General features: G+C 63.2%; 7 protein-coding genes and 2 tRNA genes. 2 read left to right on the top strand and 7 right to left on the bottom strand.

What is annotated here, in order from left to right:
• Positions 1-21 precede the first annotated feature (21 nt).
• Positions 22-1,353, bottom strand: coding sequence for a 30S ribosomal protein S12 methylthiotransferase RimO (rimO, locus tag HU729_RS23125; RefSeq protein ID WP_186711655.1), 1,332 nt, complete (start codon positions 1,351-1,353; stop codon positions 22-24).
• 268 nt (positions 1,354-1,621) lie between these two features.
• On the opposite strand from rimO, the gene HU729_RS23120 reads away from it, so the two are divergent.
• Positions 1,622-3,520, top strand: a complete 1,899-nt coding sequence (locus HU729_RS23120; RefSeq protein ID WP_186667188.1) for a potassium transporter Kup — start codon at positions 1,622-1,624, stop codon at positions 3,518-3,520.
• Between the two features lie 38 nt (positions 3,521-3,558).
• On the opposite strand, the gene HU729_RS23115 is transcribed toward HU729_RS23120, so the two are convergent.
• The 4 genes from HU729_RS23115 to HU729_RS23100 all read right to left on the bottom strand — a co-directional run bounded on the left by HU729_RS23115 (position 3,559) and on the right by HU729_RS23100 (position 8,006).
• Positions 3,559-4,851 (bottom strand): virulence factor family protein, encoded by a 1,293-nt coding sequence (locus HU729_RS23115; protein ID WP_186711654.1) that lies wholly within the window; start codon positions 4,849-4,851, stop codon positions 3,559-3,561.
• Positions 4,851-7,493, bottom strand: a complete 2,643-nt coding sequence (gene mprF / locus HU729_RS23110) for a bifunctional lysylphosphatidylglycerol flippase/synthetase MprF (RefSeq protein ID WP_186711653.1) — start codon at positions 7,491-7,493, stop codon at positions 4,851-4,853. Before mprF ends, HU729_RS23115 begins: the two co-directional genes overlap by 1 nt.
• Before the next feature lie 238 nt (positions 7,494-7,731).
• Positions 7,732-7,808: transfer RNA gene (locus HU729_RS23105), tRNA-Met, on the bottom strand.
• Between the two features lie 121 nt (positions 7,809-7,929).
• A tRNA-Met gene (locus HU729_RS23100) sits at positions 7,930-8,006 on the bottom strand.
• 250 nt (positions 8,007-8,256) lie between these two features.
• On the opposite strand from HU729_RS23100, the gene dinB reads away from it, so the two are divergent.
• The gene (gene dinB / locus HU729_RS23095; protein ID WP_186711656.1) at positions 8,257-9,315 is read left to right on the top strand and encodes a DNA polymerase IV; all 1,059 of its coding nucleotides are present in this window, start codon (positions 8,257-8,259) and stop codon (positions 9,313-9,315) included.
• A gap of 30 nt (positions 9,316-9,345) precedes the next feature.
• Here dinB and HU729_RS23090 read toward each other — a convergent pair whose 3' ends face one another.
• Positions 9,346-10,299 carry a hypothetical protein gene (locus HU729_RS23090; protein ID WP_186667185.1) on the bottom strand — a complete coding sequence of 318 codons (954 nt, stop codon included), beginning with the start codon at positions 10,297-10,299 and terminating at the stop codon, positions 9,346-9,348.
• 20 nt (positions 10,300-10,319) lie between these two features.
• Positions 10,320-12,035: a proline--tRNA ligase gene (locus HU729_RS23085; protein ID WP_186667184.1), complete on the bottom strand. Its 1,716-nt coding sequence runs from the start codon at positions 12,033-12,035 to the stop codon at positions 10,320-10,322.
• Positions 12,036-12,155 lie beyond the last annotated feature (120 nt).

Here is a 12,155-nt window from a genome sequence, read left to right as displayed (position 1 = left end):
GGGGCGGGGCTTGCGTCTCGATCAGACCGGTTCGGCCCACATGTCGTATTCGTCGGCATCGACAATACGGCAACGTACCTTGTCGCCCGGCTTGAAGCCGTGGTCACCGTCGATGAACACGCTGCCGTCGATTTCCGGCGCGTCGAAGAAGCTGCGGCCTACCGAACCCTGCTCCTCGACTTCGTCGATCAGTACCTCGATCTCCTTGCCGATACGCAGTTGCAGGCGTGCGCTGCTGATCGCCTGCTGGTGGGCCATGAAACGGTCCCAGCGATCCTGCTTGACGTCATCCGGGACTTCTTCCAGGCCCATGTCGTTGGCTGGGGCGCCTTCGACCGGCGAGTACTGGAAGCAGCCGACGCGGTCGAGCTGGGCTTCGGTCAGCCAGTCGAGCAGATACTGGAAGTCCTCTTCGGTCTCGCCGGGGAAGCCGACGATGAAGGTCGAGCGGATCACCAGTTCCGGGCACTGCTCGCGCCAGTTCTTGATGCGCGCCAGGGTACGGTCCTCGAAGGCCGGGCGTTTCATGGCCTTGAGCACCTTGGGGCTGGCGTGCTGGAACGGGATGTCCAGGTACGGCAGGATCTTGCCGGCCGCCATCAGCGGGATCACGTCATCGACGTTGGGGTAGGGGTAGACATAGTGCAGGCGCACCCAGGCGCCCAGGCTGCTCAGGGCTTCGCACAGCTCGAGCATGCGGGTCTTGACCGGGCGACCGTTCCAGAAGTCGGTCTTGTACTTGACGTCGACGCCATAGGCGCTGGTGTCCTGGGAAATCACCAGGATCTCCTTGACCCCAGCCTTGACCAGGCGCTCGGCCTCGCTCAGCACTTCGCCGACCGGACGGCTGACCAGCTTGCCGCGCATCGACGGGATGATGCAGAAGCTGCAACTGTGGTTGCAGCCTTCGGAAATCTTCAGGTAGGCGTAGTGGCGCGGGGTCAGCTTGACGCCCTGCGGCGGCACCAGGTCGATCAGTGGGTTGTGGTCCTGGCGCGGTGGCACCACCTCGTGCACGGCATTGACCACCTGCTCGTACTGCTGTGGGCCGGTGACCGACAGCACGCTGGGGTGCACGTCACGGATGGCGCCTTCCTCGACACCCATGCAGCCGGTGACGATGACCTTGCCGTTTTCCTTGATCGCTTCGCCGATCACTTCCAGCGACTCGGCCTTGGCACTGTCGATGAAGCCGCAGGTGTTGACCACCACCACGTCGGCGTCTTCGTAGGTCGGAACGACTTCATAGCCTTCCATGCGCAGTTGGGTGAGGATGCGCTCGGAGTCGACCAGGGCTTTTGGGCAGCCCAGGGAGACAAAGCCGACCTTCGGCGTGGCGGGAGTGGTGGACATGACTAACCTCGGTATTGAAACAGGTCGCGCCTGCCAGTGGCGGCGTGATCCGGGCGGGCGTTTTTGGCGCCTCTGATCAAAAAGTGCGCAATTCTAGCGAGCGCAAGGTCGCTTGACCAGCAGAAAAGCGACGAGCGCTGCGCTATGCTTCGCGCCGTTGTGTCCGGGTAGCAATGATAGCCGGATGACGACAGCGGTCCGGGCGCTGCGAGCATGCCGTCCGGTGCGAATACTATCGGCCCCGAAGGGCCGTCTGCGGGAGTGGTCGATGGTTCAGGCAAGCAGTCACGCCGAGGGCGGGCATGGGGCGGCACGCCCTTTGGGCCTGCTGGTGGCAGCTGTGGGGGTGGTCTATGGCGATATCGGCACCAGCCCGTTGTATACCCTTAAGGAAGTCTTTACCGGCGGTTATGGCGTACAGGTCGACCACGACGGGGTGCTGGGCATCCTGTCGCTGATTCTCTGGTCGCTGCTGTGGGTCGTGTCGTTCAAGTACGTGATGTTCATCCTGCGCGCCGACAACCAGGGCGAGGGCGGCACCATGGCGCTCACCGCGCTGGCGCGGCGTGCCACGGCGGGGCATCCGCGGCTGCGCATGCTGATGGTCGGCTGTGGGCTGGTCGGCGCCTCGCTGTTCTATGGCGACAGCATGATCACCCCGGCAGTCTCGGTGCTGTCGGCGGTCGAGGGCATGGGGCTGGCGTTCGATGGCATCGACCACTGGGTGGTGCCGATCTCGCTGGTAGTGCTGGTGGTACTGTTTCTGGTGCAGAAGCATGGCACCGAGAAGATCGGCAAGGCCTTTGGCCCGATCATGGTTGCCTGGTTCCTCGTGCTGGCTGCGCTCGGGGTGCATGGCATCCAGCAGAGCCCGGAAGTGCTCAAGGCGTTCAATCCCGGGTGGGCGTTGAACTTCTTCATCGTCCATCCCGGAATGGGCGTGGCGATTCTCGGTGCGGTGGTGCTTGCGCTGACCGGCGCCGAGGCGCTGTACGCCGATATGGGCCACTTCGGGCGCAAGCCGATCGCCCGTGCCTGGTTTGCCCTGGTGCTGCCAGCGTTGGTGCTCAACTACTTCGGCCAGGGCGCGATGCTGTTGCAAAACCCCGAGGCTGCGCGCAACCCCTTCTATCTGCTGGCACCAAGCTGGGCACTGCTGCCGCTGGTGGGGCTGGCGACCATGGCCACGGTGATCGCCTCCCAGGCGGTGATTTCCGGTGCCTTCTCCCTGACCCGCCAGGCCATCCAGCTGGGCTACGTGCCGCGCATGCAGATCCAGCACACCTCCAGTGACGAGCAGGGGCAGATCTACATCGGTGCAGTGAACTGGACCCTGATGGTCGGCGTCGTGCTGCTGGTGATTGGTTTCGAGTCTTCCGGTGCCCTGGCGGCGGCCTATGGGGTGGCGGTGACCGGCACCATGCTCATGACCACTATCCTGGTCGCCGCAGTGATGCTGCTGCTGTGGAAGTGGCCACCGGTGCTGGCAGTCCCGCTGCTGGTGGGGTTCCTGTTGGTGGACGGGCTGTTCTTCGCCGCCAACGTGCCGAAGATCGTGCAGGGTGGTGCTTTCCCGGTACTGGCGGGGATCGTCTTGTTCGTGCTGATGAGCACCTGGAAGCGTGGCAAGCAGATTCTCGTCGAGCGTATCGATGAGGGGGGGCTGCCGTTGCCGGTGTTCATCAGCAGCATTCGTGTGCAGCCACCGCATCGTGTCGAGGGGACAGCAGTGTTCCTCACGGCGCGTGCCGATGCGGTGCCCCATGCGTTGTTGCACAACATGCTGCACAACCAGGTGCTGCACAGCCAGGTCGTACTGTTGACGGTGGTCAGCGAGGATCGGCCGCGGGTGCCGGAGTCGGAGCGTTTCGAGGTCGAGGCCTATGGCGACGGGTTCTTCCGCGTATTGCTGCACTTTGGCTTCATGGATGAACCGGACGTACCCGCGGCACTGCGGCTGTGCCATCTGGAAGAGCTGGATTTCAGCCCCATGCGCACCACCTACTTCCTCAGCCGCGAGACGGTGATCGCCTCGCGCCTGGAAGGCATGTCGCGCTGGCGCGGGAACCTGTTCGCGTTCCTGCTGAAGAATGCCAACGGCAACCTGCGCTTCTTCAACCTGCCGCTGAACCGAGTGATCGAGCTGGGAACCCAGGTCGAGATCTGACTCAAATAACAAGGGCCGCATTGCGGCCCTTGTTGTTCTTACTGCTCTGCGACGTTCGACTTGCCCTGACGGGTTTCGATCTCGCCGATCAGGCGCTTGGCCAGCGCCGGGTAGTTCTCGTCGAAGTGATGGCCGCCTGGCAGCTTCATGCGCTCGCCGACGGCCGTCTTGTCGGTGCAGCCGCTCTCGTCGGTTTCTTCCACACCATAGATGCACACCACCTTGGCGGCAGGCAGCTTGGCCATCTCCGGCCCGGTCGGGGCCTCCTGGCCTTCCTTGCCCAGCCAGCCTTCCACTTCGATCTCGAAGCTGCCACTGCGGGCGAAGGCCAGCAGGATCACCGCGTCGATGCGCTTCTGGTCGGCTTCCGGCAGGCGATTGTAGATGGCCGGCAGGACATCGGCACCGAACGAATAGCCGGTCAGCACGAAGCGCTTGGTGCCCCATTTCTGACGATAGTGCTGCATCAGCTCCGACAGGTCGGCAGCGCTCTGTTCAGGCGTCTTGTGCTGCCAGTAGTAGCGCAGGGTGTCGATGCCGACCACCGGGTAGCCGAGCTTGGCCATCTCGCCCGCCACGTCGCGGTCCAGGTCGCGCCAGCCGCCGTCACCGGAGAGGAACAGGGTGACGGTGTCGGTGGTCTGGCCGGCTGGCACTTCCACCACGGGAATCGCCAGGGCGTTACCGTCGCGACCGACCAGGGCCTGGGTCAGTTGGGCCTTGAGCACCTGCGGCAGGTGAATGTCATAGTCGCTGATGCTGGTTTCGGCGTTGGCCTGGTCGCGCACGAAGGCAGCGCTGGCATCGTCGGGGTTGTCGTTCCAGGCCACGTTCCAGTGACCGTGGGCAGCGGTTTTGGGCAGCTCGACCTTGCAGTCTGGCTGTTCGAGGTTGAAGTCTACCGAGATGGCCCGGGCCTTGTCGTCGTTCTGCCCGGCCAGCCAGCGCCAGGCCTGCGAGGCGCCTGGCCCGATGCCGGCAACCAGGGTCGGCTTGCCGGAGAGCTTGCCCATGGCCTGGTCCAGCGCCACCTGCTGCTTGCTGCAGTCGCCGGTCGGCAGGATCACCTGCACCAGTTGAGCCTCACCGGCCTGGCTGAGGTCCAGCAGTTGCTTGTCGGTCAGTGCCTGATCATGGGGCACGCCAACTGCCACCAGGGTCTTGGCGCGTACGCCGGGTGTGACCCGGGTCAGGTTACTGCCATCGTCCAGCGTGAAGTGCTCGATACGGGCTTCGGGGGCAGGGCGGGTCCACAGCCAGAAGGCCCCGCCGCCAGCCAGCACGGCGAGCAGCAGGGGGATCAGCAGGTACAACCAGTAACGTCGAGTCATCAGCGTTTCACCAATCCAGTCAGGCCGCCAGCAATCAGGGCGGCAGTATCAGCCAGTGCAACCAGGGGGTCCAGCCCGGCTGGCACAGCCATGTAACGGGGTTCCCAGTCCGGCTGGAACTTGTCCTTGAAGCGCCGCAGGCCCTGGAAGTTGTAGAGCTGCTCGCCGCGCTGGAACACCATCGAGCCCAAGCGTTGGGTCAGCGGTGCGCCGCGACGCGGTTGCAGGCCGGAAAGCGGCACCATGCCCAGGCTGAAGCGGGCATAGTCGTGGCTTTTGTAATGCAGGATGAGGCCGAGCATCATGAATTCCATGGTCAGCTTCGGTGCCTCGGGGTGTGCGCGCATCAGGTCCAGGCTGGCCAGTTCGTTGCTGTGGGTTTCCAGCAGGTTGGCGAAGGCCACCGGACGGCCCTGGAAGCGGATCAGTGCGATACGGAAATGTTGCAGGTACTCCGGGCTGAAGCGGCCCAACGAGAAACCTTTTTCGCGCACGTTCTTGCCGGCCAGCCAGGCGTCGGAGATTTCCCGGAGCTCTTGCAAGGGCGCATGCCCGGGTTCGTGGACTTCCAGTGTCAGGCCGTCACGGCCGCCGCGGTTCCAGGTGTAGCGCAGGTCCTTCATCTCCTTGCCCTTGGCTTCGAGGTCGAAGCGGCGCAGGTCGACCCGCGCCTCTTCGCCAAGCTTGATCGCTGTCAGGCCGATGTCCATGTAGAACGGCAGGTTTTCCGCGCGCACCTGGTAGAACACCGGGCGGGCATGGTGCAGGTCGCAGAGGTCGCGGAACTGCCAGATCATCTCGGCACGCTCCTGTGCCGGGCCGATCGGGTCGTACAAGGCGACCAGGCTGCGGCCGCGACGGGCATACATGAGGAAGGCGTTGTCGTTGGGGTGGAACAGCAGCGCCTTGTCACCGGTCAGGGCCAGGCCACCGTCGGGCTGATCGGACGCCAGCAGAATGCGGTTGGCGCGCTGCAGTTCGTTTTCGCTCGGCAGGTGAATCACCGGGCGCGCGGTGCGCAGCAGCCAGGTCAGGGCGACGATCACCAGCAGTACTGCACTGCCCAGTGCAGCGCGCAGGCCGCGCGGAGCATCGGCGTCGAGGGTGAATTGCCACCACAGTTTGTGGCTGTAGGGGACGTCCTGATAGGCGAACAGCAGCAGCCATACCGAGGCACCGACCACGCAAGCGCTGGCTACCAGGTAGATCGGCGAGAACGGCAGCTCCAGCAGGCGGCTGGGGCGATAGAACGAGCGCCGGAACAGGGCCAGCAGGGCGGTGGTGAAGATCATCATCGACGCCTCTTCCCAGTCGAAGCCCTTGAGCAGCGACAGCAGTGCGCCCGTCAGCAGCAACACCGTGGTCAGCAGCCAGGCCGCCGACAGGCGGCGACGCAGGCCCTGTGCCAGCAGCAGGCAGAGGACGCCGATCAGGCTTGCGCCGAAGTGCGAGGCGTCGATCAGGCGATGCGGGATGAGAAAGCCCATGTGCTCCAGGCGGCTGTCGATCTCCGGGGTCACGCCGGAAAACAACAGCACCACGCCGGACAGAAACACCAGGATCGCCAGCACGGGAGCGGCGAGCCCGGACGCTGCCTTGATCGCCTGTTGGGCGAACAGCAGGCGGCGGGCTTCGTTGACCAACAGCAGAACGCAGGCCACCAGCAACGGCAGCACGACGTAGATCAGGCGATACAGCAGCAGCGCCGCGGCCAGTGGGGCGGCGCCCAGTTCGTTGGCGAAGGCCGCGAGGAGGATCGCTTCGAACACACCGACACCGCCGGGCACATGGCTGAGTACACCCGCCGCGAGGGCCAGCAGGTAGACCAGAACGAAAGCACCGAATGGCGGGGCTTCGGGCAACAGCAGGTAAAGCACCGTGGCGGCGGCGGCAACGTCCAGTGCGGTGATGACCAGTTGCAGGGCGGTCAGGCGTGCACTGGGCAGGCGCAGGGTGCGGCGTCCGACCTGCACCAGCAGATTGTCGGCCAGGGGCTGCTCGGCAGCGCGGCGACGATAGAGCCCCACCGCCAGGACGGCGCAGGCCAGCAACACCGCGGTGGCGATGCTGCCCAGCAGTACCGGGGACATACGCAATGCGGTGGAGGCCGAGGTGAGGTCGCTCAAGGTGGCCACTGCTGCCAGCGGAGGCAATGCGCAGCCTAGGGAGAGACTGGCGAACACGGTCATCCGTGCGACTTCCGCAGCCCCCAGCCCCTTGCGCGCGTACAGGCGATAGCGCACCGAGCCACCGGAGAGCATTGACAGCCCGATGGCATTGCCGATGGCGAATGCACTGAAACCGCCCAGCATCAGGGTGCGGGGTGGTAGCTTGACGCCTGCATAGCGGGCCGCGGACCACTCGTACCCCAGCAGGGTCACGAAGCCTGCCACAGTGGCCAGTACCGCACCTAGCAGCGCCTGCTTGGGCACGCTGAGCATGGCGTCATGCAAGGCATAGATGTCCAACTCGCTCAGCAGGTGTCGGCAGGCGATCAGTGCCATGGCGAACAACAACAGGGTTATCGCCAGGCCGATGGGCTGGCGGTATTTGCTGAGGCGTTCGAGCCACGGCAGACGCTGTGCTGCCGCAGGCAGGGCAGCAGTGATAGGGGCCTGGGAGTCTGGAGAGCGGGAGGTCATGAAATACCTCGTGCGGCGAGCGCGAGGGGGAGGAGACGTGCGGCCAAGTGAAAGTCCCTTTGGAAAACGTGTCCAGATAGTACTCCGGGTGGAGTAGGTTTATCCGTTTCAGGTTAGTTAAAGTTAGTTCATTGAGGTGCCAGACAAATGGCAAAGCGCGTACGACAGGTTTTTTCCAGGGACAAACGCAACAAGCCCCGCACTATCCTGGGATAGGCGGGGCCTGTTCTGACGAATATGGTTGCGGGAGCCGGATTTGAACCGACGACCTTCGGGTTATGAGCCCGACGAGCTACCAGGCTGCTCCATCCCGCGTCAGTGGTGCGCATTCTACGGATTAACGATTGAGTGTCAAGTGTTAATCGTTGATTTTTTTCGAGTTTTTTCGAGGGCAAAGAAAAAGGCCACTGTGTGAACAGTGGCCTCTTCTCGAATCTGGTTGCGGGAGCCGGATTTGAACCGACGACCTTCGGGTTATGAGCCCGACGAGCTACCAGGCTGCTCCATCCCGCGCCTGTGGAAACGAATTCTACGCAGATCCTTCAGCGAGTCAAGCGTTATTTTCAAAAAACCTTTTTTGTTCAATCCCTTAGCGTCGCTGGAATAGTCTTGGCCTCAGCCACGACGCGGGTTGTGGCGTGTTTTGAGTGGCAGGCGGTGATAATGCCGATCATCCTGGCAGCGGTGCAGCAGGGCTGACGAATATCGGGTGTCGTGCTGTAATATCTGTATGAATTTACAGTGCTGACGGTCATCCATGTCCCTGCGCAAGATCATCCACATTGATTGTGACTGTTTTTATGCCGCGATCGAGATGCGTGACGACCCCCGGCTGGCGGGGCGACCGATGGCTGTGGGCGGTCAGCCCGGCCAGCGTGGGGTGATCGCCACCTGCAACTATGAAGCGCGGGCCTATGGGGTGCGCTCGGCGATGTCGTCGGGCCATGCCATGAAACTGTGCCCGGACCTGTTGATCGTCAAGCCGCGCTTCGAGGCCTATCGCGAGGCCTCGCGGGAAATCCACACGATCTTTCGCGACTACACCGACCTGATCGAGCCCTTGTCGCTGGATGAGGCCTATCTGGATGTGACAGACAGTCAATGGTTCTCCGGCAGCGCCACGCGTATTGCCGAGGATATTCGCCGGCGCGTCGCACAGACCTTGCACATCACCGTTTCCGCTGGAGTCGCGCCAAACAAGTTCCTGGCCAAGATCGCCAGCGACTGGCGCAAGCCCAATGGATTGTTCGTGGTCAGGCCCGATCAGGTCGATGAGTTCGTTGCCGCACTGCCGGTGGCGCGCCTGCATGGGGTGGGCAAGGTGACTGCCGACAAGCTTTCAAGGCTTGGTATCGACACCTGCCAGTCGTTGCGCGAGTGGTCGCGCCTGAGCCTGGTGCGTGAGTTCGGTAGTTTCGGTGAGCGGCTGTGGGGGCTTGCCCATGGCATCGACGAACGAATCGTACAGACCGACAGCCGGCGTCAGTCGGTCAGTGTCGAGAACACCTACGACAACGATCTGCCTGATCTGGCCAGTTGCCTGGAAAAGATTCCTGAGCTGCTCAACAGTCTCAATGAACGAATTGCGCGGATGGACAGCAGTTATAAGCCGGACAAGCCTTTCGTCAAGGTCAAGTTCCATGACTTCAGCCAGACCACGCTGGAACAAGCAGGGGCGGGGAGGGACTTGGAAAGCTACCGGCAGTTGCTCAGTCAGGCCTTTGCTCGTGGCGCCAAGCCGGTGAGATTGCTGGGGGTAGGGGTAAGGTTGCGGGATCTGCGCGGAGCGCATGAGCAGTTGGAGCTGTTTCCTGCTCAATAAAGGAAAGGGGCGCATTGCGCCCCTTTCTTTTTACCGCTCGCCAGGGTCAGCGACCAATCGGCCGGTTTCCTTGGTCAGCGTCTTGAGAAACTCCTGCTGCAGTTCCGGATCGTTGCGTGTCAGCTCGATCAGGCTCTGTTCCAGCTCGCTGGCTTCCTCCTCAAGGCCCAGCTCCGAGAGGCGCTTGACCCGATGCACCCACTGGCCGACGTCATCGTCCTCAAGGTCGTCGAAGATCAATTCGTGGGCTTCCAGCAGCTTGTTGCGCAGGTTGCCGCTCACCAGCAGGCTGGCATCGCCACGGATGCCGTTGTCCTCATCGACCGCTGCCAGGTGCAGGGTGCCGATGTGGTTGAGGTTCTGCTCCGAGAACGGGCTGTCGAGCAGGTTCAGGCGCAGCACGCCATGCTTGTCGGTGGTCAGCTCGTGGGTCATCTTGCCGGCCTTGACCTCGACCAGGCGTTCGCTCCACGGCAGGCTGGTGAACTCCTCGCGCTTGTCCTTCTGGATCTCGCTGATGCCTGCGAGGTTCTGCTGCGCGCGACCGTTGGACTGCACGTTCATGAACGGGTTGAGCCCGGCCAGACCGTAGCTCAGCCAGTCGTGGGTCATGCTCTGCGGCAGGCTGTCGAAGGTGATCACGTTGACCACGTTGGCGCCGATGCCCGCGACCACCGCCACCGCACCCAGTGGGATCTCGTAGATCTCCCGCCAAGGCTGGTAGGGCGTGTAGCGGTCATAGCGCCGTGTGACTTCGAACTCGGTGACCTCGAAACGTCGCTGTTCATTGATGCGAACACGTCGTTGCGGAAGCTCCATCACCTTGGGCTCGCCGACGTCGATCTGCAGACTGTGCTCGAGCAACTTGCGCTCGACACGTTCCTCGTGCTCGCTGCGCTGGGACATCTGGTTGGCGCAGCCGCTGAGGAACAGGGCGCCGCAGAGCGCGGCGCCCCCCAGGGTAAAGGTACTTCGCTTGGACATGTTCACTCGTGCATTGGTGGTCAGCGGCGGATGCGGGCCTGCAGGAAGGTCAGCACTTCGTTGAGCGGCAGAGGCTGGGCATCCTGTTCGGTGCGGTGCTTGTACTCCAGGTTGCCTTCGGCCAGGCCGCGGTCGCTGACGACGATACGGTGCGGGATGCCGATCAGTTCCATGTCGGCGAACTTGATGCCGGGGCTGGTCTTCTTGTCACGGTCGTCCAGCAGCACTTCGTAGCCTGCGGCGGTCAGCTCGGCGTAGAGCTTGTCGGTTGCCTCGCGCACGGCGTCGGTCTCGTAGCGCAATGGTACGAGGGCGATCTGGAAGGGCGCCAGGGCGTCGTTCCAGATGATGCCCTTGTCGTCATGGCTCTGCTCGATGGCGGCGGCAACCACACGGGATACGCCGATACCGTAGCAGCCCATGGACAGCACTACCGGCTTGCCGTTCTCGCCCAGTACCTGGCACTTGAGCGCTTCGCTGTACTTGGTGCCGAGCTGGAAGATGTGGCCCACCTCGATGCCGCGCTTGATGACCAGGGTGCCCTGGCCGTCTGGGCTCGGATCGCCGGCGACGACGTTGCGCAGGTCGGCGACCTGTGGCACCGGCAGGTCACGCTCCCAGTTCACGCCGAAGTAGTGCTTGTCGTCGATGTTGGCGCCGATGCCGAAGTCGCTCATCAGGGCGACCGAGCGGTCGATGACGCATTCCAGCGGCAGGTTCAGCGGACCGAGCGAGCCGGCGCCGGCACCGATGGCCGCCCGCAGCTCGGCGTCGCTGGCCATGACCAGCGGGTCGGCAACCTGCTCCAGCTTGGCGGCCTTGATTTCGTTCAGCTCGTGGTCGCCACGCACGATCAGGGCGACCAGCTTGCCCTCCTCGGCGCCGTGCACGATCAGGGTCTTGACGGTCTTCTCGATCGCCAGGCCGTGGTTCTCGACCAGTTCGGCGATGGTCTTGGCGTTTGGCGTGTCGACCAGGCGCAGTTCTTCGGTTGGCGCCGGACGCACGGTTTCCCGTGGAATCGCTTCGGCTTTCTCGATGTTGGCGGCGTAGTCGGAGGTGTCGCTGAAGATCACGTCATCTTCGCCGGAAGAGGCCAGGACGTGGAATTCGTGGGAGTAGCTGCCACCGATCGAACCGGTATCGGCCTGCACCGGACGGAAGTCCAGGCCCAGGCGGGTAAAGATGTTGGAGTACGCCTGGTGCATGCGGTCGTAGGTTTCCTGCAGGGAAGCCTGGTCGGCATGGAAGGAGTAGGCGTCCTTCATGATGAACTCGCGGCCGCGCATCAGGCCGAAGCGCGGACGGATCTCGTCACGGAACTTGGTCTGGATCTGGTACATGTTCAGCGGCAGCTGTTTATAGCTGGACAGCTCGTTGCGTGCCAGGTCGGTGATCACTTCTTCGTGAGTCGGGCCGACGCAGAAATCGCGGTCATGGCGATCCTTCAGGCGCAGTAGCTCAGGGCCGTATTGCTCCCAGCGCCCGGATTCCTGCCACAACTCTGCTGGCTGGATGCTTGGCATCAGTACTTCAAGGGCACCGGCGGCGTTCATTTCTTCGCGCACCACGTTCTCGACCTTGCGCATGACTCGCAGGCCCATTGGCAGCCAGGTGTACAGGCCGGAGGCCAGCTTGCGGATCATGCCGGCGCGCAGCATAAGCTGGTGGCTGATGACAACGGCGTCTGCCGGGGTTTCTTTCTGGGTGGCGAGCAAATATTGACTGGTGCGCATGGGAAGCCGTGTCGATTGCCTGAATGTTTGAAATGACCCCGCATTGTACGGGGGCGAGACGAAAGCGTACAGGATGCCCCAGGGCGCTCGGCTTGTCAGCCAAGAAAAAAGCCCCCCGGG

The sequence above is a fragment of the Pseudomonas sp. RW10S2 genome (assembly GCF_014268985.1).
Classification (GTDB): Bacteria; Pseudomonadota; Gammaproteobacteria; order Pseudomonadales; family Pseudomonadaceae; genus Aquipseudomonas; species Aquipseudomonas wayambapalatensis.
The sequence above is the reverse complement of the archived record's forward strand: the minus strand, read 5'-3'. Positions and strand labels throughout refer to the sequence as shown.

Bases quoted from the DNA above. Each gene is read 5' to 3' on its own strand.
- mprF (WP_186711653.1), bottom strand. From the start codon at position 7,493: ATGACCTCCCGCTCTCCAGACTCCCAGGCCCCTATCACTGCTGCCCTG.
- HU729_RS23115 (WP_186711654.1), bottom strand. From the start codon at position 4,851: ATGACTCGACGTTACTGGTTGTACCTGCTGATCCCCCTGCTGCTCGCC.
- HU729_RS23085 (WP_186667184.1), bottom strand. From the start codon at position 12,035: ATGCGCACCAGTCAATATTTGCTCGCCACCCAGAAAGAAACCCCGGCA.
- HU729_RS23090 (WP_186667185.1), bottom strand. From the start codon at position 10,299: ATGTCCAAGCGAAGTACCTTTACCCTGGGGGGCGCCGCGCTCTGCGGC.
- HU729_RS23120 (WP_186667188.1), top strand. From the start codon at position 1,622: ATGGTTCAGGCAAGCAGTCACGCCGAGGGCGGGCATGGGGCGGCACGC.
- rimO (WP_186711655.1), bottom strand. From the start codon at position 1,353: ATGTCCACCACTCCCGCCACGCCGAAGGTCGGCTTTGTCTCCCTGGGC.